At 41.3% G+C, this 24,231-nt stretch carries 23 protein-coding genes, 1 pseudogene and 1 riboswitch; of the genes and pseudogenes, 4 read left to right on the top strand and 20 right to left on the bottom strand.

Annotated elements, in window-relative coordinates:
• Positions 1–35: 35 nt before the first annotated feature.
• From metE to DSM02_RS06085, 3 genes are all read right to left on the bottom strand, one after another.
• Positions 36–2,372 carry a 5-methyltetrahydropteroyltriglutamate--homocysteine S-methyltransferase gene (gene metE / locus DSM02_RS06095; protein WP_128764790.1) on the bottom strand — a complete coding sequence of 779 codons (2,337 nt, stop codon included), beginning with the start codon at positions 2,370–2,372 and terminating at the stop codon, positions 36–38.
• 176 nt (positions 2,373–2,548) lie between these two features.
• A riboswitch (cobalamin riboswitch) is annotated at positions 2,549–2,741 on the bottom strand.
• 119 nt (positions 2,742–2,860) lie between these two features.
• Positions 2,861–3,787, bottom strand: coding sequence for a 23S rRNA (adenine(1618)-N(6))-methyltransferase RlmF (gene rlmF / locus DSM02_RS06090; protein ID WP_128764789.1), 927 nt, complete (start codon positions 3,785–3,787; stop codon positions 2,861–2,863).
• A gap of 45 nt (positions 3,788–3,832) precedes the next feature.
• Positions 3,833–4,825: a 2-hydroxyacid dehydrogenase gene (locus DSM02_RS06085; RefSeq protein ID WP_128764788.1), complete on the bottom strand. Its 993-nt coding sequence runs from the start codon at positions 4,823–4,825 to the stop codon at positions 3,833–3,835.
• A 149-nt stretch (positions 4,826–4,974) separates the two neighbouring features.
• On the opposite strand from DSM02_RS06085, the gene DSM02_RS06080 reads away from it, so the two are divergent.
• A complete protein-coding gene (locus DSM02_RS06080; RefSeq protein ID WP_128764787.1) occupies positions 4,975–5,712 on the top strand; it encodes a DUF5995 family protein in 738 nt (245 codons plus the stop codon).
• A 38-nt stretch (positions 5,713–5,750) separates the two neighbouring features.
• Here the strand turns inward: DSM02_RS06080 and DSM02_RS06075 are convergent, their stop codons facing one another.
• The 4 genes from DSM02_RS06075 to DSM02_RS06060 form a co-directional block, all read right to left on the bottom strand.
• Entirely contained in the window at positions 5,751–6,569 is an 819-nt protein-coding gene (locus DSM02_RS06075) for an alpha/beta hydrolase (protein WP_128764786.1), read from the bottom strand.
• Between the two features lie 86 nt (positions 6,570–6,655).
• On the bottom strand, positions 6,656–9,187 hold the full coding sequence (gene uvrA / locus DSM02_RS06070; RefSeq protein WP_128764785.1) for an excinuclease ABC subunit UvrA: 2,532 nt from the start codon (positions 9,185–9,187) through the stop codon (positions 6,656–6,658).
• A gap of 316 nt (positions 9,188–9,503) precedes the next feature.
• Positions 9,504–9,887 (bottom strand): acyl-CoA thioesterase, encoded by a 384-nt coding sequence (locus tag DSM02_RS06065; RefSeq protein ID WP_128761346.1) that lies wholly within the window; start codon positions 9,885–9,887, stop codon positions 9,504–9,506.
• Positions 9,884–10,453 carry a PAS domain-containing protein gene (locus DSM02_RS06060; protein WP_128764784.1) on the bottom strand — a complete coding sequence of 190 codons (570 nt, stop codon included), beginning with the start codon at positions 10,451–10,453 and terminating at the stop codon, positions 9,884–9,886. The genes DSM02_RS06065 and DSM02_RS06060 overlap by 4 nt, the downstream gene beginning before the upstream one ends.
• A gap of 239 nt (positions 10,454–10,692) precedes the next feature.
• On the opposite strand from DSM02_RS06060, the gene DSM02_RS20330 reads away from it, so the two are divergent.
• Positions 10,693–10,893: a hypothetical protein gene (locus DSM02_RS20330; RefSeq protein WP_164918244.1), complete on the top strand. Its 201-nt coding sequence runs from the start codon at positions 10,693–10,695 to the stop codon at positions 10,891–10,893.
• 203 nt (positions 10,894–11,096) lie between these two features.
• On the opposite strand, the gene DSM02_RS06050 is transcribed toward DSM02_RS20330, so the two are convergent.
• Entirely contained in the window at positions 11,097–11,585 is a 489-nt protein-coding gene (locus DSM02_RS06050) for an AAA family ATPase (RefSeq protein WP_128761343.1), read from the bottom strand.
• 64 nt (positions 11,586–11,649) lie between these two features.
• On the bottom strand, positions 11,650–12,525 hold the full coding sequence (locus DSM02_RS06045) for an RluA family pseudouridine synthase (protein WP_164918243.1): 876 nt from the start codon (positions 12,523–12,525) through the stop codon (positions 11,650–11,652).
• A 199-nt stretch (positions 12,526–12,724) separates the two neighbouring features.
• Here DSM02_RS06045 and DSM02_RS06040 point away from each other — a divergent pair, with 199 nt between their 5' ends.
• Positions 12,725–13,429, top strand: a complete 705-nt coding sequence (locus DSM02_RS06040; protein WP_128764783.1) for a TapB family protein — start codon at positions 12,725–12,727, stop codon at positions 13,427–13,429.
• Positions 13,430–14,133: 704 nt separating this feature from the next.
• Here the strand turns inward: DSM02_RS06040 and DSM02_RS06035 are convergent.
• The 10 genes and pseudogenes from DSM02_RS06035 to DSM02_RS05990 form a co-directional block, all read right to left on the bottom strand.
• The gene (locus DSM02_RS06035; RefSeq protein ID WP_205875100.1) at positions 14,134–14,880 is read right to left on the bottom strand and encodes an NYN domain-containing protein; all 747 of its coding nucleotides are present in this window, start codon (positions 14,878–14,880) and stop codon (positions 14,134–14,136) included.
• Between the two features lie 74 nt (positions 14,881–14,954).
• Positions 14,955–16,172: a GAF domain-containing sensor histidine kinase gene (locus DSM02_RS06030; protein WP_128764781.1), complete on the bottom strand. Its 1,218-nt coding sequence runs from the start codon at positions 16,170–16,172 to the stop codon at positions 14,955–14,957.
• Positions 16,173–16,785: 613 nt separating this feature from the next.
• Positions 16,786–17,941: pseudogene (locus DSM02_RS06025) on the bottom strand (IS3 family transposase); the annotation flags it as partial.
• 6 nt (positions 17,942–17,947) lie between these two features.
• Entirely contained in the window at positions 17,948–18,211 is a 264-nt protein-coding gene (locus DSM02_RS06020; protein WP_128764780.1) for a hypothetical protein, read from the bottom strand.
• A gap of 95 nt (positions 18,212–18,306) precedes the next feature.
• On the bottom strand, positions 18,307–18,891 hold the full coding sequence (locus DSM02_RS06015) for a thioredoxin family protein (protein ID WP_240673990.1): 585 nt from the start codon (positions 18,889–18,891) through the stop codon (positions 18,307–18,309).
• 18 nt (positions 18,892–18,909) lie between these two features.
• Entirely contained in the window at positions 18,910–20,427 is a 1,518-nt protein-coding gene (gpmI, locus tag DSM02_RS06010) for a 2,3-bisphosphoglycerate-independent phosphoglycerate mutase (protein ID WP_128764778.1), read from the bottom strand.
• A gap of 227 nt (positions 20,428–20,654) precedes the next feature.
• On the bottom strand, positions 20,655–21,422 hold the full coding sequence (locus DSM02_RS06005) for a M48 family metalloprotease (RefSeq protein WP_128764777.1): 768 nt from the start codon (positions 21,420–21,422) through the stop codon (positions 20,655–20,657).
• An 18-nt stretch (positions 21,423–21,440) separates the two neighbouring features.
• Positions 21,441–22,175: a M15 family metallopeptidase gene (locus DSM02_RS06000; protein WP_164918242.1), complete on the bottom strand. Its 735-nt coding sequence runs from the start codon at positions 22,173–22,175 to the stop codon at positions 21,441–21,443.
• The gene (locus DSM02_RS05995) at positions 22,175–22,678 is read right to left on the bottom strand and encodes a GNAT family N-acetyltransferase (protein WP_240673989.1); all 504 of its coding nucleotides are present in this window, start codon (positions 22,676–22,678) and stop codon (positions 22,175–22,177) included. The genes DSM02_RS06000 and DSM02_RS05995 overlap by 1 nt, the downstream gene beginning before the upstream one ends.
• Positions 22,641–22,928 carry a GNAT family N-acetyltransferase gene (locus DSM02_RS05990; protein ID WP_128762551.1) on the bottom strand — a complete coding sequence of 96 codons (288 nt, stop codon included), beginning with the start codon at positions 22,926–22,928 and terminating at the stop codon, positions 22,641–22,643. The genes DSM02_RS05995 and DSM02_RS05990 overlap by 38 nt, the downstream gene beginning before the upstream one ends.
• Before the next feature lie 127 nt (positions 22,929–23,055).
• Between DSM02_RS05990 and DSM02_RS05985 the strand changes: the two genes are divergently transcribed.
• Positions 23,056–23,484: a GNAT family N-acetyltransferase gene (locus DSM02_RS05985; protein WP_128762550.1), complete on the top strand. Its 429-nt coding sequence runs from the start codon at positions 23,056–23,058 to the stop codon at positions 23,482–23,484.
• Here the strand turns inward: DSM02_RS05985 and pepE are convergent.
• On the bottom strand, positions 23,481–24,185 hold the full coding sequence (gene pepE, locus DSM02_RS05980) for a dipeptidase PepE (RefSeq protein ID WP_128764775.1): 705 nt from the start codon (positions 24,183–24,185) through the stop codon (positions 23,481–23,483). The two genes, DSM02_RS05985 and pepE, sit on opposite strands and share 4 nt — an antisense overlap.
• Between the last annotated feature and the right edge of the window lie 46 nt (positions 24,186–24,231).

Genomic DNA, 24,231 nt, shown 5'->3' with positions numbered 1-24,231 from the left:
ATTGCCTTCGAGGTAGCGTACTTAAACAGTTATGTTTAAAGAGTCACTAAACGTTCTTTTTCTGATGCTACGCGTAGCGTTTTAGCAGCTTCTACCATTGCCTCTAAAGCTTTACGCGTTTCTTCCCAATGGCGGGTTTTTAAACCACAATCAGGGTTTACCCATAACTGTTTTTCCGGGATTACCAGTTTTGCTTTTTCCATCAAGGCAACCATCTCTTTTACCGATGGAACACGGGGTGCGTGAATGTCATAAACACCAGGGCCTATCTCATTAGGATACTCAAATTTTGCAAAAGCATCTAACAATTCCATTTGAGAGCGTGAACATTCAATCGTGATCACATCAGCATCCATTGCAGCAATATGCTCAATGATGTCATTAAACTCAGAATAGCACATATGCGTGTGTATCTGAGTCTGGTCGCTTACACCGGCAGCCGAAATACAAAATGCATTTACTGCCCATTTTAAATAGGCCTGCCATTCTGTTTTTCTAAGGGGTAGTCCTTCGCGAATCGCTGGTTCATCAATTTGTATAATTCTGATCCCCGCCTTTTCAAGATCAAGCACTTCATCTCTAATCGCTAATGCAATTTGGTTACAGGTTTCAGAACGAGGCTGATCATTGCGTACAAAACTCCATTGTAAAATAGTAACCGGTCCGGTCAGCATCCCTTTTACAATTTTTGAAGTTAGACCTTGGGCGTACGAACTCCATTTTACGGTCATCGCTTCGGGGCGATCTACATCTCCATAAATAATAGGAGGTTTAACGCAACGGCTTCCATAGCTCTGTACCCAACCCATTTTTGTAAATACAAAGCCATTGAGTTGTTCGCCAAAATACTCTACCATATCATTGCGTTCAAATTCCCCGTGAACCAGAACATCCAGATCAATTTCTTCTTGCCATCGTATGCATTGCTCAGTTTCTTCTAAAAGTAGATTTTCATACTCTAGAGCATTTACAGTTCCTTTTTTAAATTGTGCACGCCAGCTTCTAACCTCTTTAGTCTGCGGAAAAGAACCTATTGTTGTAGTAGGGAATAGCGGCAGTTTAAGTGCTTTATGCTGTATTGATTTCCGCTCTGAAAAAGCCTTGTTCCGCTGAGCGTCTTTTTTTGTTATACGTGCAGTACGTTGCTTGACTTCAGGCTTATGAATGCGTTGCGATTCTTTTTTGCTTTTTAAGGCGTCAAGATTTACGTGAAGCTTTTCCATAGTAGCAACAGCGTTGACATCATCTTCCTCACTAATAGCTTTAAGGGTCGCTAGTTCTTCAAGCTTTTGTTTTGCAAAAGCCAACCAGTTTTTAATTTCAGGAGTCAAAACGGTTTCATTGGTTTCTAGATCGAGATCACAAGGCACGTGTAACAGGGAGCAACTTGGAGCAATCATAATTCGATTAGAAGTTTTGCTTTTAAGCGCTTTCCGTATAAAAGCTACCGAATCTTGATAATCGTTTTTCCAGATGTTTCTGCCATCAATAATACCTAAAGAGAGGGTTAAATCATTTGGAGTTTTATCTAATACTTCTTGTAATTGTTGAGGTGCGCGAACCAAGTCAATATGCAATGCACAAACGGGAAGGGAAACAGCGAGATCAAGATTTTCTTTCAATCCCTCAAAATACGTAGCCAGAAGAATTTTCAACTCTGGCAATTGCTTTTTAATTTCGTTATATACCTTCTTGTAGACTTCTTTTTCTTTAGCAGTTAAGTCAAGAGCGAGAAAGGGTTCATCTAATTGTACCCAAGCTGCACCGGCATCCTGAAGCTTTTTAAGAACCTCAATATACACGGGCAATAACTTATCAATAAGATCTAAACGGTTGAAACCAGCTTCTTTTTCTTTACCCAGCAATAAATAGGTGATAGGTCCAAGCAGAACAGGTTTTGTTAGAATCCCAGCTTTTTTAGCTTCTGAAAACTCATCTAAAGCTTTATTTGAAAAGAGTTTGAACTCCTGATCTTTTTTGAATTCAGGAACGATGTAATGGTAATTGGTATCAAACCATTTGGTCATTTCCATCGCGGTGATGTCAAGGTCGTCTTGCTGATAACCACGGGCCATCGCAAAGTATAGATCTTGTTTTGCGATTTCTTTTTTAGAAATCAGCTCTTGATACCGGTCTGGAATTGCGTTGAAGGTAAGCGACATATCCAATACCTGATCGTAAAACGAAAAATCGTTAGACGGGATCAAATCGATGCCGGCTTTCTGTTGAAGCTTCCAGTTACTTTGTCTAATCGCTGACCCCACTTGATGTAAATCATCAAGATTGATCTTGCCTGACCAATACTGCTCACAGGCTTTTTTGAGCTCACGTTGACTACCAATTCGCGGATAGCCCAGAATGTGCGTTTGCATTTGAATAACTTTTAAATTAAAAAATTTGATTTAAAAGTTCGTTGCCGTATTTCGGCTTTGCTAAAAGATGAGAAGAAGAAAGGGCGTTTTGATGCAGTAATTTTAGGACAGGATATACCTATCCTATAAAAAAAAAGGAGCATCAAACCAGACTACAAGCTTCAGATCGCGAAAGCAAAGCCCTAGCGGAACAGGCAGGTCTCCTGACTTATAACAGCGTTTACCATCCTTCCCATCCTGATTATAAAGACAGTGGATTACTACGGGTAAAGCTTTGTGTATGTTACTTACAGTTGCGCGACAGCTCTGGATTTGCACCAGATTCCCTATTAATGCACGTTATGTGTAACCTATTCCGTTAGATGAAAAAATAAAGTAAAGAACTTTTGAGGAGGTGAAATTACGGTTTACATTTTTAAAAACAGTTGAAGTATGGTATTTCATACAGATCTAATGAATTTGTTATAATAAGAACCGTTTTTAAAGGACTACCCGTTGCTCTGAAATGACCAAGCCACAATACGGCTTACTTTGTTGCCGGTTCCCATAGGTATTGTTTTTACTTGTTTTGCTGACGCTCTTTTGAGATGTTTATAAATATCTTTTAGGTTTTCTTGTTTAGAAACGAGCGTGGTAAACCAGAGGCAGTTGTTCGCAAATGCGGTACTTTCCCTAATCATCGTTTTGATGAATTTAGGCTCTCCGCCGGCAGTGATGAGTTCGTTACCTATACCTCCAAAGTTTAAGTTTGGTGTGCTAGAAGCAGTACCCGATAGGTTTTTTACTTTTCTACGTGTACCTTTTACTGCAGCATTTCGCGAGGCGTGAAAAGGCGGGTTACACATGGTGAAATCTAGTTTGTCTTCTGGCTGAATGATGCCTTTAAAAATAGAGCCAGTTTCTTTTTGTAAACGCAATTCAATTTTATGCTGAAGAGCTTCATTTGTTGTTATAATTTTTGCTGCGGAAGCTAAAGATCTCTGGTCAATATCACTCGCCACAAAATCCCAGTCGTATTCTACAACGCCCAGAATGGGATAAATCAAACTGGCTCCGGTACCAATATCCAAGCCTCTAACTTCTTTTCCCTGCGGAATCTTTCCGTTTGTGTTTTCAGCTAGTAAATCAGCGATATAGTGCAAATAATCTGCCCGTCCGGGAATAGGCGGACATAAATTAGCGTCTGGAAATTCCCATTTTGAAATTCCGTAGTAACAATCAAGCAACGCCTGATTGAGCAATTTTACCGCTTCAGGATTCGCAAAATCTACCGAAGTCGTACCGTATTTGTTCTCCTTTAAATGAGCTTTTAATTTTGGTTTTACCTTTAATAAAGCTTCCAGATCATAGGGCTCGCGGTTGCGGTTACGCACATGTAGTTTTGACTTTAATGGAGTTTTATTAGAAACGGGCATGTCAAGCAAATTAATGAAGATATTTTAAACAGCAAGATAGGAAACCTATGCGGTAACCTCATTTTCTAATTCATTTCCGTTCTCAAAATCACTAAGGTTTTGCAGTGTTACCTGTGCAATTTGCTCTAGAGCTTCTTTGGTGAAAAAACCCTGATGTCCTGTGATGAGTACATTCGGAAAAGACATAAGCCTTAAAAAGTCATCATCTTTATTTATTGTTTCAGAACGATCATTAAAAAATAATCCTGATTCCTGTTCATACACATCAATACCTAGATAGCCCAGTTTTTCTTTTTTAAGGGCTTCAACCACTGCGGTTGTGTCTATCAAAGCGCCACGTCCCGTATTGATAAGCATCGCGCCATCTTTCATTTTATTAAAGGCATCAGCATCCATAAGATGATGCGTTTGTTCATTCAGCGGACAATGTAACGAGATGATATTTGCTTCTTTTAAAAGCTCATCAATTGCTACATAATTCACACCAAGACCTTTCAGTTCGTCAGAAGGTTTGATGTCAAAAGCAAGGACTTTACAACCAAAGCCCAGCATAATTTTAGCAAAGCAAATACCGATAATGCCCGTTCCGATAACACCAACTGTCTTTCCATAGAGATTAAAACCGGTAAGCTTATCTAATGAAAAATTATTCTCACGCACTCTGTTGTAGGCTTTGTGCGTTTTTCGGTTTAAAGTTAAAATCAGCGCTACTGCATGTTCTGCTACCGCTTGTGGTGAATAGGCGGGAACACGAACACTGGTTATATCATTTTCAGCTGCTGCTTCCAGATCTACATTATTAAAACCCGCACAGCGTAAAGCGATGAGTTTAATGCCGTAACCAGCAAGTTTCTCAAGCGTTTTTTTGTTGAGGTCATCGTTTACAAAGACGCAAACCGCTTCATAACCTTGTGCTAATGATGCAGTATGTGCATTGAGCGCAGTTTCAAAGAAAGTAAGTTCGTGATCAAACTTTTCGTTAGTTCGTTCAAAAAAGTCTTTATCGTATTTTTTTGTGCTGAAAAAGGCAACTTTCATAAGTGGAGTATTTGGTAGCTCTAAGTTATTTCATTTATTTCTTAGTAAAGATTGTTAATAAGGGTATTTTTAAATATTTGAAAATCAGTTTTTTGCGTTTGGTATTTCGTCTTAAAAAACACAAAAAAACTTAAATTTTAAATCAACTTATGGCAGCAACAACAATTGATGAGGTGATCGCAGCCCTTGATGCAATTATAGCGGTAGAAAAACAGAACAACAGTAGTATGGTTTTCTTTCCTGTTTTGTACAACAAAGTTACTAGACGTATTAAAGTAGGAATAGAAGCCAACGAATTTGATGATAATTCTCGTATGGAAAAGCTTGACATCCTATTTGCCAATCGGTATATCGAAGCTTATCATCAGTATAAGGCGGGAAAACAGCCCACTCAAAGTTGGTCAAATGCTTTTAAAATCTCTGAAGCTTTAATTATGCAACATCTTTTGCTGGGAATAAATGCCCATATCAATCTAGATCTAGGTATTGCCGCGGCACAAACCACAGGGGATGACGCTTTAGCTGATTTTGAGCAAGATTTTAATAAAATAAATGAGGTGCTGGCTTCGATGGTCGCCGATGTAAAAGCGGCAATGGGAAAAGTGTCACCGTTATTTAAATTACTCGAACTGATTGGGAAAGGCAAAGAAGATAAACTGGTCTCTTTTAGCATAAATTTAGCCCGAGACGGCGCATGGTTGTTTGCCAATGAATATGCAGCAGCTGTTCAAAAAGATGATGTGGTCAAAGACCGGGATAAAGTTATAGCGACTTTAGCCGAAAAGATCATGAATCCTAAAAGCAAGATGCTTCAGGTTGTAGCTAAAGTGGTGCGCTTTTTTGAGGTTAAGAATGTTCGGCGGGTTGCTGAAACATTAGAACAGTAGGAGCCATCAAAAACTCCTGATTTAAAATCAAAATGGAATTATTCTCTCTCACTTAAACTCCAGATCAGGGCTTTTTCTTTAACAGCTCTAAAAATGGTGTTGTGGTGCTTAGCAGGCTCCGGACTGTACTTCCACAATAAATTAGGAGGTTGAATAGTTTTAAGCTTTTCCTCAAGATCTTCTGTAAATTCATAAATATCTACAGCGTCAGAGCCGGCGAACCAAAGTCTGGTTTCTCGTTTTGGTAATGTTTTGAAATAACTTTCAGCATTGAATACTAACGCATTATCATTCCACCACAGAGAAGGATCTATCGCAATATAAAAGTCAAAGGTTTCTGGTTCGAGAAAAAAGGTTTCCATCACAAAAAGCCCAGCGAGTGACTCTCCAAGTATTCCCTTTTTTGAGGTGGTTCTGTAGGTTGCATCAATCTCAGGAATCAACTCTTCGGTAATAAAAGCTCTAAAGTTTTTTGCGCCATCATCCATTGGGATTTCATATTTCTCGTGCTCTTTTACTGTTGAGGCACCGGTTAGATCCCTTCCGCGCAGCGTATTTTTAATTCCTACGAGTATGATGGGCGCAATCTTATTTTCTTTTATAAGCTTTGCTAGTGTATTTGCGATATGCGGAAAATCTTCATCTATACCTCCGTCTGGCATATATAAAACTGGGAATTTAGTACCATCTTCAGTGTATTTTGAAGGCGTCCAGATATTGATCACGCGTGTTTCGTTTACATACTTTGAGTCTAGCTTTATGGTTTTATGATCTGGGATAGGATCATTGAAAGCATTTCTAGCTCCGCATCCGGTCAAAATAAAAAACGAAATCAATAAGAACGTTACATAGCGCATAACAAGAGCATTGGTTTATAAATGTACTCAACAAAATTCTTTTTTTAAGTGGAATCCCGCTGCTTTTTGATGTTTTTATTTTTGGATTATTTTCCCGCTAAACTTCTTTTTAAGTAGGGAGCTGTTTTACTTTGCTTATTTGCTGCGACAGTTTCAGGTGTTCCTGCACTTACAATGTTACCGCCTTCAGCACCGGCTCCCAGCCCTATATCAATAACCCAGTCGCTGGCCGCAATTACCTGCATATCGTGCTCAACAACAATAACTGTATTACCAGTTTCCACCAGGTTATTCAGTTGTGTTTGTAGTTTTTCTACATCGGTAGGATGTAAACCTGTTGTGGGTTCGTCTAGAATATACAATGTCTTACCCCTGTTTCCACGCTGTAATTCTTTAGCGAGTTTTATGCGTTGCGCTTCTCCTCCCGAAAGTTCGGTGGCGGGTTGTCCCAGACGTAAGTAACCCAATCCAACATCTTTTAACAACCTAAGCGGTTTGCTTACGCTGGGATCTTCTTCAAAAAAAGAAGTAGCCTGCGATACCGTCATATCAAGAACCTGTGCAATATTTTTATCGTTATAGGTGATCTCTAACGTTTGATCATTATATCGTGTACCGTTACAAACGGGGCAAGGAGCATAAACGCTGGGGAGAAAAAGAAGCTCTACCATCACAGCACCTTCTCCTTCACAATTGGGGCAGCGTCCTTTGCCTACGTTAAATGAAAATCTACCGGCTTTATATTTCCGGGATTTTGCTAATTCTGTGGAAGCAAATAACTTTCTTACGGTATCAAATAAACCGGTGTAGGTAGCTAGATTGGATCGTGGCGTTCTACCTATGGGTTTTTGATTTACTACAACCATACGTTTTAAATGTTCTGCTCCAGCGGAAATATGACCACCTAAAGTTTTTACTTCTTCTTGTAGCAGATCTTCGGTTTCTTCTTCAGCAGTAGCGTTGCCCAGATGTTCTTTCATCAAGTCAACCAAAGCCTGACTGACCAGACTACTCTTACCGGAACCTGAAATGCCGGTAACACTGGTTAACACACCTAACGGAAATGAAACTTCAAGTTTGTTGAGGTTGTTTCTGGTAATGCCTGAAAGGGTCAGCCAGTCTTTAGCCTCACGTCGTTTTGATTGGTGATGCGGAAGCTCATTAAACAGATGCGTTCTCGTTTTTGACGCGATACAGTCTTTTAAACCTTCCGGTGGACCACTGTATAAAACCGTACCACCGCCAGCTCCGGCATCGGGACCTACATCAACCAGCCAATCGGCCTGACGAATGACTTCTAGCTCGTGTTCTACTACGAAAATGGAATTTCCTCCAGATTTCAACATTGCTAAAGTTCTGAGTAATGCCTCTGTATCTGCCGGGTGCAAACCCGCTGAAGGTTCGTCTAACACATAAACCACTCCAAACAAATTACTACGCACTTGCGTAGCGAGCCGTAAACGCTGATGTTCACCCGGTGATAGGGTAGGTGTACTTCGTTCTAATGATAAATAACCAAGACCTAAATCTAATAGTACGTCTATACGTCCCACAAAATCTTCGGCAATGCGTTGTGTGACGATTGCTTTTTCTTGATTGGTAGCCTTTAGTTTTTTTAACTCAGGAGCTGAGCCATCGCTATAAGGACTAAAAATTGCGTGTAATCTTTGAAGCGGAATGCTTGAAATATCAGCAATATCATAACCGGCGAAGGTCACCGAAAGAGATTCTGGTCGCAAGCGTTTGCCGTTACAGGTAGGGCAGGTAGTGCCTATCATGTATGGAGCAACGCGTTTTTTCATCGATTCACTTGGCGAATTTGCATACGTGTGCAAAATGTAATTTTTAGCACTCGTATACGTACCTTTATAACTGGGTTGCTCGTTGCGTTTTAGGGCTTCCTGAACTTCTTGCGGACTGCGGTCGCGATAGACCGGAACGGTGGGCGTTTCTTCAGTAAAAAGTATCCAGTCGCGTTGTTCTTGTGGAAGCTCTTTCCAAGGAATATCTACGTCATAACCCAGTGTAACCAGAATATCTCTCAGGTTTTTCCCTTGCCAGGCTTTGGGCCAGGCGGCTATTGCGCGTTCTCGAATGGTTAAGGTATCGTCTGGAACAAGGCTTTTTTCGGTTACGGTATATATTTTTCCCAATCCATGACACTCGGGGCAAGCCCCTTCTGGTGTGTTGGTTGAAAACGAATCGGCATAAAGTAGGGGTTGACCTGCAGGGTAATCCCCCGCTCTGGAGTAGAGCATACGCAACAAATTGGATAACGTAGTTACCGATCCTACTGTTGAACGCGTAGAACCCGAACTGCGTTGTTGCTGTAAGGCCACTGCGGGCGGAAGGCCTATGATCTCATCAACTTCTGGAATAGGCATCTGATTAAAAAGACGCCGGGCATAGGGAGAAACCGATTCCAGATAGCGGCGTTGAGCTTCGGCATATAAGGTGCCAAAAGCCAGTGAGGATTTTCCCGAACCTGAGATCCCTGTAAACACCACGAGTGCATTACGGGGAATTTCTACAGAAACATTTTTCAGGTTATTCTGACGGGCACCTTTTACGCTTACATAGCCCTGTGCTGATGTATTTTGTTTATTCTCTTTTTGCATGGCGCCCAAGATAAAAAGAACCTATTAGGCAGCCTGTAGCATTTGGTAAATATTAGCAGTTGATGAAGTGTTCTGATCTTCCCGGTTTTTGAGCTTGTCTTGAATGATCTCGAAATAAGGAGTATTGAAATTAGAATTGCTTGACAGCATCCAATTTAGAGCAATGTTGAGCTCTGAAATCTCATATTGATAAGGACCGGACCCCCTTTTAGATAGCGCTTGTTCGTTTATAATATCTTATCCTCTGCTCAAATTGCTATAGACCTCAAAGTCGACCCCGTGCTGGAATAACTTGAGGTTAGGTTCCAGATAGGATTTACAGAATTTTTACGGCTTTTTTATTCTCGTCAACTGCTACAAAGGTGAACTCACCAGAGACTGCTTTTTCTCGAGACTCCGTATACATTTCTTCAACAAAGATATCTACACCAACTTTTAAACTGGTATTTCCCACGTGGGTGACACAGCCTATCAGTTCAACAATTGTACCTGCAGGAATGGGTTTTTTAAAATCTATTTTATCACTGCTTACCGTTACCATTTGTTGCCGGCTGAAACGAGTGGCTGTAATAAAAGCGGTTTCATCCATCAGTTGCATTGCGGTACCTCCAAAGAGCGTGTCGTAATGATTGGTGGTGTTTGGAAACACCGCTTTAAAAATGGTAGTACGCGATTTTGCGATTTTCTGTTCTAAATTCATGAGCTGACTTGTCTTTCAAAAGCAATAAAGTGTGTGGTTTTTTCAGCGTATAAGGGAATGATCTTAACTTCACACGTATAAGGTTCGCCGTCTTTTTTATGATTGATGATGACTTCTTGAAAAGGCTGCTGGAGTTTTAGTTTTTGACGGATGTTCTCTTTGCTATCGGCAGTTGTGAGTTTGCCTTGTAAAAAGGTAGGTTTCTTATGGAGTGCAAATTCTTTTGAATAGCCGGTCATTGTTGTAAAGCCATCATTTACCCAAAGGATATGTTGTTTTGCATCCGTAAGAATTAAAGCTTCGTAAGCGGTTTCAGAAAACACCTGTTTGATGTCATTTCTCCAGTTGAATTTTTTCGCCTGTTTAAACATATAATCCCGCTCCATACGCCTACGAGCTGCCTCTAGCTGCTTACTGCGTCCTTGCATACACATATCCCAACTGAGTAAGGGCATAGCTGTAGTGCTGGCACTTTTGAGAGCAGCTTTTGTTTTTTGATACTTTTTGTCGGTTAGCTGGGAGAGATAGAGATCTAAACCCATCATATCGGTGAGGTTGTTTTTCATAGACTTTTATTCTGGGGATGTTGTGTTTAAGCACTATGCCATACTTAGGGTTGAAAGTTAAGCTTTCTGACTAAGAATGCCTAAATACTATCGCCCCGTTAGAAAGTTCTTAAGGCCGGTATATGAAAGGCAAACGGCAAAGCAGGGTAGCACCTGTTTTTTTGGAAGCTTAACTCTCCGCTATCGGGATTATGAGGCTGAGAGAAGTAAATACAATTGGATTAAAACAGACTAAAAAAATGTATGCAGCTATACGACATCGCCTACAATCTTATGAAGTGCCTCAAGTTCGTTCAAAACCGAGTGAAAAGCGGAGCAAAATACTCACTTTGTTTATAAAGTTTGCGCACTATAGTCAGGCCGGTTTTCACGCCTGGGCTACTTTTGCAAATGCTACACAAAAAGACTATGCGTTTAGCACCTATCCGGGGGTGTTTTAAAGAAAAAATATCCTAGGTGTGGCCTTCTAGAAGCAGGTTGTGCTTACTAAAAGTAGAGCACCTAAATGCGTCTGAATTATCAATACGGAGTTTTCATACCCCAGTCCCCCGGCATGTGCTGCGCGGAAGACTGGGGCTGTAAAAGTTGAGGGTAAAAGGATATCCGGAATATGGGGTTACAGGCTCCAGATTTTAATCCGCTTCTAATTCGTGATAATCCGCGTATTCTCGAGTTCGCCTTGCGTGGGTCTTTCAAACCAGCTCTCCATAAAATCAAAATCTGTTTCACTCACCTTAAATTCAAAAGTAGCGCCCTGCTCGGTATTGCGTTGCATCACCCTTTTATAACGAATAGCTTTTGGGACGTCTAAAAAATGCATAGAATACTTGTACTGGTTTTTTTGAGCAAAATCCCTGAATTTCTGACGGTGTGCAATTTTTGAAAAACCCAGATCAAGAATACTATCCACATGGGCCTGCTCCAGCTGGTGTATAAGATCAAGTATTAAAGTTTCCGATCGTTCAATACGTTCCAGAAACCAGTGTAGGCTGTGTTTGGGTTTTTTATCGGGAATAAAAAGCGTGTTGTTCCACGTATCTATAGAAAAAAGAATGCCGTTGGTATTGCTTTTAAGCTGGTTTGCATAAGTGGTTTTCCCGGAACCAGTATTGCCTACAATGAGATGCATCATGCGACTTGAATAAGATTGTTTTTCTGAAATTTACGAAGAAAGTTTATGGGACAAGCTTCTAAATTTAAAATAGCGGTATGTGGTCCTTAAACAACTTTGTAAACCCTTCTGGTAATTCATCTTTTATAAGCAGATCCTGATTTGTAAACGGATGTTGAAATTTGAGGGAATACGCGTGCAGGTACATGCCTTTTCCTTTTAATAACAAGGCTTCAGGCGTGTAATCCCGATCGCCTAATATGGGGTTGCCCATACCTGAAAGATGTTTGCGCAGTTGGTGCCTGCGTCCGGTTAGGGGTTTTAATTCCACAAGATTGAGTTGGTCAAAACGTGTCGATGCGACGGTCTCACAAATCTGAAATAGAGATGTGGCTGGTTTATCATCTATGGGTTGGTTAATTGCTCCGTTTGCAGGCATGTTGCCTATAGTTACGGCATAATAAGTTTTGGTCACCTCTTTATTTTCAAAGAGTTTGTTGAGTAACCGGATGCTGCTTCGGGTTTTTCCCACGAGTAGTGCGCCGGTAGTTGCAAAATCCAGGCGGTGCACCGGCTGGGGTTTACATTTATCCTTCAACGGACTGTATTCTAAATTTTGTAGTAAGGCGTTGGCGATGGTTTTAAAACGATTACCGCTTACTAAAATCCCGGCAGGCTTATGAATCACCGCTAAATAGTCATCTTCGTATAAAACATGTACTGGAAATACGAGTTTCTTTTGTTGAGTCTCAGACTCAGGACGTGTTAAAACAATACGTTCTCCGCCTGTTATCCAGGTTGCTGTGGAGGCTAAAGATCCATCAACGGTAATTTGCTTTTTTTTGAGTACTTTTTTTAAAGCCGACTTGGTCGCTAAGCTCTTAAAAATACCCACGCCGTATTCTTGCAAACGTATAGGGGTTTTTTGCGGAAGGGCGGTATGCGTTTCAATTGTAAACACCTGGGCTTCTGTTTTAGATGAATCAAGTATCTGTGCTAGGGCACCAACAAAAATACCCAATAATAACGCACGGGTGTAGGAGTTCTAAGAATCCTTTGAGACGTATACTTTTTTTGATATCAAGTTTTAGTTTTAAGAAGAAGAATACATTTACTTTTAATACATTGAATGTTAAATGTATAGAATCAAACGCTAGATTATGAAAACAAGACTATTTAAACAACTTACGTTGCTCTTCGTGCTTCTTGTTACCGCAACAGGGATGGCACAAGAAAGCTGCAGCAGCTATTACCCTATAAACAAAGGGGTGCGCTATGAAGTCACTACTTATGATAAAAAAAACAATGCCTTAACGCTTACCAAGAATGAAATTGTAGCGGTGACTGACGGGATACCTTTGAAAGCCACGGTGCATACGACGGTTACCAATCTTAAAAAAGACAAAACCACTGTAGATGCTAATTTTCATATTTTGTGTAGCGGAGGAAAGATCACAATGGATCTTAATGAGATGCTTCAAGAAACCATGCAGGAACAGTTAGACGGTAAAGACGCTTCTGTAGCAATCACAGGAACCGATTTTGAACTGCCCAACAATTTAGAAGTAGGGCAGGGGCTGCCGGATATCAAAACAGATATCGCAGTAAAAAGCGGGGCTATAAACATGAATTTCCATATTTATACTACAGACCGCAAAGTGATCGGCCGGGAATCGGTAACCACCCCTGCAGGTACGTTTGAGTGTTTGGTGATTACTCAAAATGTGGATACTAAGATGCTTTTTGCTAAAAACACCACTACCAAAATATGGATCGCAGAAGGCGTAGGGATGGTAAAACAGGAAGATTATAAATCTTCGGGAAAACTAGACGAGTACCAAATGCTTACAGCGTTTAGTAACTAAGGCAGGGATCATTAAAAAAAGCGACAGTTTCTAATAAACTGTCGCTTTAAATTTTGTTTGTCCAGCTCGTGCCTAGTCGGCATAAGCATGTTTATAAGGCTTGCCTTGTAACATCTTAAAACTAACCTGCATCATACCACTTTAAAATTTTCCCTTAAAAGCTGTGTGCTTCTGCTTGATTTTCATAGGTGTTTATTAAAGCCTGTTCAGGCTAAATGGTCTGGGCCTGAGGGAAGTTGGGTATTTCGAGTTTCTATAGCATATTCTGTTCATTTTCTTTAGCTCAAGCGACTCCTACGTCGTTTGAAGACTTAAAGGAGCTCTTGTAACAGCGCATTTGGCTCCTTGCAGTTGTCGGATGCAGAAAAGAAAAGAGCCCCTTGCTTAGGTATTTTTCTCCTTAAAGGCGAAAACCGCCTTGTCAGCTCGGCGTCGCTACATTTATTTTTTTAAAAGTAAAGTAGAGCATGCCAAGAAATGATGCGATCTTAAAGCCTATGCGCCGCCTGGCTCATTCGCTAAAAAGGTCTACCAGACCTTTTTTTAACGCTCTCCCCTGGCTATTCTGAACCGAGGGAGGGAAATCCGTTTAACCCTTCGGATTTGATTAAGCGCAGTTACAATAGGATGTTTATTACTTCTCGTTAGCCCGTTATTGCTTTCAGAGCTCGTAAATCTGCTAAGTTGATTTGATGCTTTAGAACTTATTTATTCTTGACATAAATATGCCTGATGTTATTATCCCCGGTTTCTTTTTCGGAAATCTCAAAGGTGTTGAGGTGTTTAATCAACGGAAAGAGTTTGGGGAAACCATAATTTCGAGGGTCGAAGTCTGTTTTTTTCTTGATGATGTAGCTGCCCAAAGTACCCAGAAATGCCCAGCCGTTTTCATCTGAAATCTCATCGATGCTTTCCCGTATCAGGGTGGTGAGTTCTTTATCAATTTTATTGACGCTTGAACTCTCTGATTTGGTTTTTTGCTTGCTTTTGGTACTACTACTTTCAGGTGCGGGTGCTTGTTTTTTAAGAATTTCAATATAAATAAACTTATCGCAGGCAGTAATAAAGGGCTTAGGGGTTTTCTTTTCGCCAAAACCCATTACAAACATACCGGCTTCCCGCAGGCGTGTGGCCAGCCTAGTAAAGTCGCTGTCACTGGAGACGATGCAAAAGCCGCTTACTTTTTTGGCATACAGCAGATCCATCGCATCGATGATCAGGGCGCTGTCGCTTGAGTTCTTCCCCTGCGTATAACTGTATTGTTGTATGGGTGTGATGGCGTTTTCGAGCAAGACGTTCTTCCAGCCCGAAAGGCTGGGCTTGGTCCAGTCGGCATAAATTCGTTTGATCGTGGGGTTGCCGTATTTGGCAATCTCAACCAGCATCTCTCTGATGTTAGCATAAGGCACATTATCTGCATCTATTAAGACCGCGAGTTTATCATCTTTCATACTGATTTTGGTTTTGGTGGGTACAGGTATTCCGATTAAAGATACGGGTAATCTTTCCGGAATTTAAAATCTAATTAGTCCGCTGACAGATTTTTTTTCTGCGCTTTGATGGGCATACTGAATGTAAACTCGGTCTGTTCCGCTGTTGATTCTACCTGCATGGTTCCGTTATGGGCTCTGGCTATTTCAGAGCAGATATAGAGTCCCAGGCCTAATCCCGACTTGTTGTTGGTGGCATTGGTCGTAAAAAAGGGTTTAAACAACTCTGCTTTTTTAGCAGGCGGAATTTGAGGGCCAAAGTTAGAAACGGTTAGGTTAAAACATCCGTCTTCTGCAAGGGCAGCCATGCGTATGGGTTTGCCTGGGGCGCCGTGTTTGACGGCATTGCTTAACAGGTTAGACAGCAGCTGACCCACCCGGTTGATGTCGCATTCAAACTCTTCTTTTAACTGAATTTGGGTCGTGATCTCGTGCTCTTGCTCAACAGTTGCAATTTCTTTACAAACCTGCAGGATCAATTTTTTGAGCGCCTGCTTATTGTTTGAAAGTTCAAGCCTGATGCCTTCGCCCAGATGCCCTTTGGCAAAATCAAGCAGGTTGTCAATAAGTCCCTGCATACGGTAGGACGTTGCTTTTAGGGTACTGGCCTGGCGGTTGGCAAGTTCAGGAAGATCCATTTTAAGCAGGATGTCTGCACACATACGGGTGGTGCCTACAGGATTTCTTAAATCGTGGCCCAAAACAGCGATAAAGGTTTCGCGTAACTCGCCAATCGTTCGCTCTTTTTGCAGATTTTGATTGGATTGGTTTAGTTCTTCAAGGGCATCAATATGAAAAGAAATCAGCTGGGTGTAGAGTTCAAATAAATCGCGCACCTCTTTGGTATCGAGTTTGGCGGGTTTGGGGTCAATGGCGCAAAGGGTACCGAAGAATTCACCGTTTTTCCGAAAGATTGGAAAGGAAATATAACTCTGAAACCCGTATTGTGCCGGGGTAGGGTGATCGCGAAAGGTATCACTTTTAGTCACCTCTTCAATAATAACGGGAAGCGCATTTTGCCTGATTTCGTTGCAAATGGTGGTTTCGAGGACTAACTCATCGCCGGTTTGAAGCCCGAATTCAATTTCGTCTTTAGACATACAGGTAATCCACCGCTCATCGGTAACGCGGGCTACTGCGGCAAAACGCATTCCGGTGGTTTGGCAAATGATATTTAAGATAGATGGCACGGCGCTAATCTGCGTGATGGTGTGAATATCTTGCTGAAGGGATTGTGGTAATACGGTAGGCATAGGCGGTTACTCGGTCTTTTTTAATACGTATGCATTGCCGGTATAAAAGATCCAGAGTCCTAAAACTTTTTTAAAGCATCAGGGAATTTGCTCCAGATCGCGAACCGCGCGAACTCGTATTGTCAGATTATTTTAAAAACGTGTTACAGGTTGAAAGTAAAGGGTGATTTTTCCTTTTTTGGAAATACGTAAGGCCGTTTTTGGCTTACGGACTCAGGCTTCTATAATAGGGATAGCAGTTTTTCGTATTGCCTTCTAGTATCTTTTCAGACTCTCAAGAAACAAAGTTACATAAAAAAACCAAGGGCGGAATAATCCCGAGGCTTTGGGAGGTTTGAATCGGAGCCTTTTTTGAGAATTAGAGGCTTGGACAATGGTTGCGGATTTTGTATCTAGTTTGATTACCATACTGACCATAAAAAATATGCCATAAAAGACCAAAAAGTATAGAGACAGCTCAAAAATGTGCCCGAAATAAAAAAGAATAATCTAAATCTTTTTATTCCAAGTCTGTTTTTCAAATAGTACCAATCAAACAGTTCAACTAAAGTCTCCAAAGAGTAAAAAATATTAGCTGGACTTGCAACAAAAAACTGGACTTTAAGTTGAGTGACTATGCTGCTAGTTCTTGATTACACCTATCTATTTCAAATTCTTTAATGGTTCTGTTTCCTAAATAAGAATGTCTTCTTCTGGTATTGTACCAGGTTTCTGTCCACTGAAAGATAGATAGATAACTATGCCTGTGATCTAAGCTTGTACTTATGCCAATATACCCGCTCTACTTTTAGAGATTTAAAAAAGGATTCCGCCACGGCATTGTCCCAATAGTTTCCTTTCCGACTCATAGATTGTTAGCAGGCCATTATAGCTTTTAAGTAGATTAGTAAATCTTTGGCTGGCATACTGAATACCTTGGTCTGAATGGAATATCAAAGGTTGTGTGAGTGTGGTATTTTTAATAGCCATTTGCCAGGCTTTTATAACAGTATCTTCGGTATTTAGGGTATCACTTAAAGCCCATCCTATAACTTTTCTCTTAAATAGATCAATGATCACTGTGTAACTCCAACCTTGTTTGGTCTGAACATAAGTAATATCGCTTACCTATACTTGATTAGCCCTGCTACATTAAAGCATTGGTCCAACAAGTTTGGTGCTATGGGATATTTATGGTTACTATTGGTGGTTGTTTTAAACTTTTGCTTTCTCTTGACATATAAGTAGTTTGCCTTTATCATACGGGATACCCGTGGCTTTGACACCTTAAAACCTAAAGCTTTCAATTCAGCTTTTATTCTAGGAGCTCCATAGCTCTGGTGACTGTCTTCAAATATACCTTTGATTAATGAAGAGAGCTTCTGATTTTCTTTCCAAAGGGTGCTGGGACCAGATTTCAACCGGTGGTAATAACCACTTTTACTTACTGCTAACATAGTGCACATCTTCTCAACAGGAAATTTCACGATGCTGTTTTATGAACCTATATTTTTCTTGTCGCTCGCGGAAATGCAAAGCATTCATGAATACCTTTATATCAAATAACAAACAATGAACTAAAAGATGCCAATCGCCTTTTTTAAGATATCACGTTCTAATTCGGCTTCTTTAAGCTGTTTCTTTAAACGAGCTATCTCTTTTTGTTCATCAGTCATTTTAGGATTACCCCGACCAGGAAAACTATTCTTGCCATAATTCTTTTGCTCTTTACGCCAACGGTAAAGAACAGCAGGTAATATATCTAAGTCTTCACAAACCTGTGCTACATTGCATATCTATGTCCAGTATAATGTAGTAATTCCACTTGTTCCAATTTTGATCAAAACGTCCTTTAATTCAGTCACACTTTTGGTTAATGACTCAATGTTTTCCTTTGAAAAGTTCAACTCTTTATTTCTTGTAAATATGTACATCTTAAATGCACCACAACTTACGGATAACACAACAAGTTTTGTTATATCTATTATATTTAAATGTTTGCAAGCGGTTGTACACAGATCGTTAACCTCTTTAATCAGGCTAAATGTAGTTCTTTCCATTTAGAGGGTTTTAGGGTATTCCTTAAAACCTATAAAAAAAGCGACAACTCGTAGAGAGTCGTCGCTTTTAGATCTTTGGTTGTCCGGCACGGACTTTAATCTGCGTAGGCGTGTTGGTAAGGTTCGCCTTTTAGAATCTTGAGCATATCGGCTTCCAAACTGTCGATAGGGTACTCAACAATACGCCCCAGTTCTTTCCCGTCTTTGCTGAAAATAAGCGTGGGGACGCGTTTGATGTCTTTGCCTTCTTCCAGACCTTGCGGCGTGCTCTTGCTACGGTCTACAGTGATTAATTTTATCTCATCACTTTTGTCAACCGCATCAAATATTTTGTAGATACGTGGGGTCTCCCGTTTGCTGTCGCCACACCAAGTGCCCATAAACAGGGTGATGTCTACATCTTTGAGCAAAGGCTTAAGCTCCTTCACAAGATCTTCGTCAACCCGGTACGAGGCGTAGAAGGGATTAAACCATTCGCCAAAAGTTCCGGTTTGTAACTCCTGACGTTCGGTCTTTCCGGTTAGCATTTGAGGTTGTTGTACTGCCGGAGCTTCCGGTTTTTCAGGAGCTTCAGCAACAACAGGAGCTTCCGGAGCTTTGGGGGTTGCAGTCGCTGTACTTTTTGATTTACAGCTTACCAGAGCACATAGTGCCAAAGCAATCAGAGGTAGTTTGTACATGTTCATAGCTTTTGTTTTTTAGCTAACCAGACTTTTCTGATCCATTTCTGCCGGCTTATCTACACCTAGCATATCTAAGATGGTTGGAGCCACATCCCCTAAGATCCCATCTTTTACAGTTGTGATGTCGTTATCTACCACAATAATGGGTACCGGGTTGATGGTGTGTGCTGTGTTTGGCGAACCGTCTTCGTTTGCCATGGTTTCACAGTTTCCGTGATCGGCGATCACAATGCTGCTGTAACCGTGTTCGATTCCGGTTTCGATCACGTCTTTGGCACAGGCATCTACGGCTTCACAAGCTTTTACTGCGGCTTCCAGAATACCGGTATGCCCCACCATATCCGGGTTTGCAAAATTGAGGCATACAAAGTCTGCCTCTTCTTTTTTCAGTTCGGCAACAATTTTGTCCCGCACTTCATAAGCGCTCATTTCCGGCTGCAGATCGTACGTTGCAACATCCGGAGATTTTGCAATCAAACGGGTCTCTCCTTCAAAAGGTTGCTCACGACCTCCTGAAAAGAAAAAGGTAACGTGTGGATATTTTTCAGTTTCTGCAATACGGATTTGTTTTTTACCCGCTTTAGAAACCACCTCACCCAAAGTATTGGTCAGGTTGTCTTTATCAAAAATAATGTGGATGTTTTTAAACGTCTGATCGTAGTTGGTCATCGTGACGTAATACAAGTCCAGCTTATGCGTGTTTTGTTCGTGGAAATCTTCCTGAGATAACATACGCGTCAATTCACGCCCGCGGTCGGTACGGTAGTTGAAGAACAATACCACATCACCGTCTTTTATTGTTGCAACGGGTTGGTTATTTTCAGTAACTACAATAGGTTCTAGAAACTCATCGGTCACGCCCTCTTTGTACGAAGCTTTGATCACGCTTACCGGATCTGTGGTTTTGGTACCTATCCCATGTACAGCAGCGTCATAGGCTTTCTTCACACGCTCCCAGCGGGTATCGCGGTCCATAGCAAAATAGCGACCGGTAATACTGGCCAATTTGGCTCCGTTGTTAGCTGCATAATCGTTTAAATCTTCAATAAAACCAGCACCGCTTTGTGGATCTACATCACGACCATCTGTAAATGCATGGATGTAAACCTCTGCAACGCCTGCCTGATTTGCAGCTTCAATTAAGCCTTTAGCATGGTTAATGTGGGCGTGAACCCCACCATCTGAAACCAGACCCAATAAGTGTATGGGTTTTTTGTTTGCTTTCGCATATGCAAAGGCATCTTTAAGCTCTTTTTGATCTTTAAGTGTATTGTCGTAAAGCGCTTTATTGATTTTAGCAAAATCCTGATATACGATACGACCGGCACCCAGATTCATATGACCCACTTCGCTGTTTCCCATTTGGCCATCAGGTAAACCTACATTGCCTCCGTGGGTTAGCAACTGTGCGTGTGGGTATTTGTTATAGAGTGAATCAATGAAGGGGGTATTGGCCTGATCTACGGCAGAAACTTCTTTATTAGGTGCAAATCCCCATCCATCGAGGATCATTAAAATTACTTTCTTATTCATGGTTTTTCTCTAGTTGTTCTACAAAGATAATCACTCTTATGACCAAAGGCTAAAAGATTGAGGAGCAATCACGATAGCGTTTGAGATGTTCCTGTTAAAATAAGCCTTCATTTCAAATTTTACGAGATCTTTCCTGTTGGCCGATTTAAATGCTAGCAAAATAATGATTTTACTTTAAAGAAGGCTTAGGGAGGAGTCTATGTTTTTGAATTAACGACAACGAATAATTAATTAGAACGATACTTCTCAATAGCTTCTTTTATTTTTTGAATACGGTTTTCGGGGTCTGGATGCGAGCTTTGAAATTCGGGTACGCGCTGGCCGCCGCTGGCAGCTTTGAGTATTTGCATGACTTCAATCATCGCTTCAGGGTTATACCCCGCTTCCAGCATAAACTTGACGCCGAGATCATCACTTTCCAGTTCGTCACCACGTCCGTTTTTGAGCAATAAGGTTTGTCCCAGCTGACTGGCGAGCATTCCGGCGTCTGCGCCTACTTCTGCTCCGGTTGCCACGGTATTGGCGAGTTCGCTCTGCGCAATACGTTCTGCAGCATGCCGCCCTACCACGTGGCCGATCTCGTGACCCAAGACCCCAGCAAGTTGATCTTCGTTTTCTAAAAGTTCCATTAACGCATAGGTGATAAAAATTTGTCCGCCGGGAAGCGCAAAGGCATTTACGGTTTTTGGATCGCGCAGCAAATGAAATTCATACTGATAGGGCGTTTCCTGAGCGATGGTATGATCTACCAGTTTTTTACCTACTTGAGCTACAAAATCCTGCAGTTGCTGATCCGGGTGCATTCCGCCATGTTGATCTGCCATAATAGGCGCATTTTGCAGGCCTATTGCAATTTCTTCTTCTGTAGAAAGACTTATGGCCTGCGTTCGACCGGTATATGGGTTTTCTTCCTGACTGCCGCAATAGCGAATCAATCCAAAAGCGACAATGGCAATGCCTAAAAATAGCTTGAGCGCTCTTCCGCCTAGTTTCATAATTGATGGTTGTAGGGATTAGTCTAAAAGTGACGGATTGATGTCCAGTATATTTTCTGTTTTATACTGATTGATGAATGCTGCAGTAAAAGCATCGCTTCCCAAGAGTTTTTCTTGCTGAAGGATTTGAGCAATATCCAACCTGGTATACTGTTGCAAATAGCCTACGGAAAGGGGCGCATAGCTAAAATGCCAGGGTTCATAATTGAAGCCTTTTCGACCATAATCGTTGGTGTATACTTCATAGAATCCGAAGGATTCTGCGTGTTTATCCAACCAGGCTTTAAGTTCGCAAAAAGGTCCTGTGCCGTGAAATTTATCAGGATCCAATACATTGCTGGTTACCCCGGTCCCAGACTGAATAATATCGAGGTCTGTTGCCCAGTGATGGCGTGAAGTTCCTGGAATCGTGCTGTATTCTATGATCTTTTTTATGGCTTCTAGATCCCGCATTCCGTTACCGGTATAGCTTTTAAACTTGCGTTCCCAGATGCGATTTTGATGGGCATAATCTCTATAGCTTGATACCACCTGAATCCCAATGCCGTCTTGTTGTGCCGCGGCAGTCATTTTATCAAAAGCCGCTGCGACCTGTGGGCGTAATCGGTATCCATTTTGCTCCACAAGTTTTGGGTTCCCTTTACCTAAAAGTTGGTCTTTATCTAAAGTTTCCTGTGCAGTTGCCCACTGCGGAAATGTACTAAGGGCTGCGGTTGCTAGAGCGGTGTTTTGTATAAAGGTTCTGCGTTTCATCAAAGGGTTTTAAACAGTAAGTAATGCGTGCCTATGGGTTCAATTTCAAAAGGGTCTCCACTGATCTCAAACCCTTTTCTGAGGTAAAAGTTAAGCGCTTTAATACGGGCGTTGCACCATAGGGTTTCTATGCCTTTAGCTTTCAAGAGTTTTTCTCCCGCCTCTACCAGAACATTACCCAGGCGTTGCCCTTGATAATCCTCTAAAACCGCCATCCCGCGCAGCTGATATTGTCTACCGGTAAACTGCGGTTTAGCCACATTCATAAAGGTGACCACGCCAATGAGTTTTTGAGCATCAAACAATCCCAGGTGAACGGTGTCTTCATCAGTGTCACCGGGCATTGCACAGGTTTCAAACGGGCGGCCCTTACGCAAAACAGGATGTCTTACTGCGTAAGTATCTGACGCATTGATCTCTTTAATGGTGTAGGTGTTGGTATTCAAAACTGAAAGCGATGAGTTGCTAAGCACGTACGTCTGCGTACTCTGGGTTTTCGTCAAATTTTACTTCTGCAAAAGGACACAAAGGTTCTATTTTGATCGCTTTGGAACGTGCCCATTGTACAGCGTGATCCAGAATTTTACTGGCAAAACCCTGATGTTCAAATTCCATTTTAGTTTCGGTGTGATCTACAATAATTGTAGAATCATCTTTAACGGTATAGGTGAGTTCTGAGATTTTTCCGTTCTCACCTTCTATCCAGAACATACCGCGTTTGTCATTTTCTCTATGTTGAATCGTATAATCCATTACTTTTGTTTCTTTTCTCGATAATCGAGAGTTAACTGATCCGAGGCTTTCCTCGAATTCAAGAACTGTCTTATTTTAATACCTATGGGCTTGGCCCAAGGTGATTTACTTTTAAAAATAGCCAATTATGTCCAAAATTAATGTCCGTCGCTTGTTTAAAGAAGACATTAACATGTTTTTACCACTGGTGCAGGAATTGATGGAATACCGTGTGGAAGAATCACTGCTTAAAGAACGTTTCGCCGATATGTTTGAACACCGCTACCAGTGTTACGGAATTTATAAAGACGACGAACTTGCAGGAGTTTTTGGCTTGTGGTTCGCAATACGGCATTATGCTGGAAAAACCTGTGAAGTAGATCACGTGTTTATCAAAGCAGAACACCGCGGAAAAGGTCTGGGGAAGCAGGTTTTTAAGTGGATTTACACCTATGCCCGGGAGCAAGGCTGTGAGACTTCAGAACTCAACAGTTACGTGCATAATTTTCCCAGTCACAAGTTCTACCTGAATGAAGATTATGTGATCAAGGGCTATCATTTTTTGAAGAAACTCTAGCTTACGGTAATTTCAGAATCTGTAGGGAGTTCGTATGGTAATTTTGTAGCTTCAAAAATACGAGCACTGTGGGGACCGCGTAAGATATAGGTGCGTTGCTTGACTTCTATCCAGCTGCCCTCGCGAAGCCCTATAACGGGTACATTGTTAAAGTGATGAAATTCCTTAATACGTGTTTCACGCGTTTCTCCCATATGTTTACTGTTGGGATCAGGGTCTAGATAATGCGCATTGATATTAAAGGGTACAGCACCTAAAGTTTTAAAACTAGGAGGGTAAACAATAGGCATGTCGTTTGTATTCTGCATACTTACTCCGGCAATATTGGTACCCGCACTGGTTCCTAAATAAGGCATGTCTTGATACAGACGATCTCGAAGTGGAGCAATGATTTTGTTTTCATACAATTGCTTAACCAGTAAAAAAGTGTTACCCCCACCAGCGAAAACGCCTTCAGCATGTTCTAGAGCTTTTATTGGGTCTTTAAAACTGTGTAATCCTACGACTTCAATATCCAAACTATTGAAAAACTTTTGAGCATTTGATGTATATAATTCGTGAGAAATGCCACCCGGTCTCGCATAGGGTATAAATATAAGTCGTTCAACGGCTTTGAAATGCAGGTCCAATTGCGGTTTGAGATACTCTAAGTACGAACCGCCGTGAACAGTAGATGTGCTGGCAAGGATGAGGTTTTTCAAAATGAATGAGGTTTAGGTCTTTCAAAGTTAAAATTATAGACATACT

It is taken from the genome of Leeuwenhoekiella polynyae, from assembly GCF_004104075.1.
Taxonomy (GTDB): Bacteria; Bacteroidota; Bacteroidia; order Flavobacteriales; family Flavobacteriaceae; genus Leeuwenhoekiella; species Leeuwenhoekiella polynyae.
This window is presented reverse-complemented; position numbering and strand designations above follow the sequence as displayed.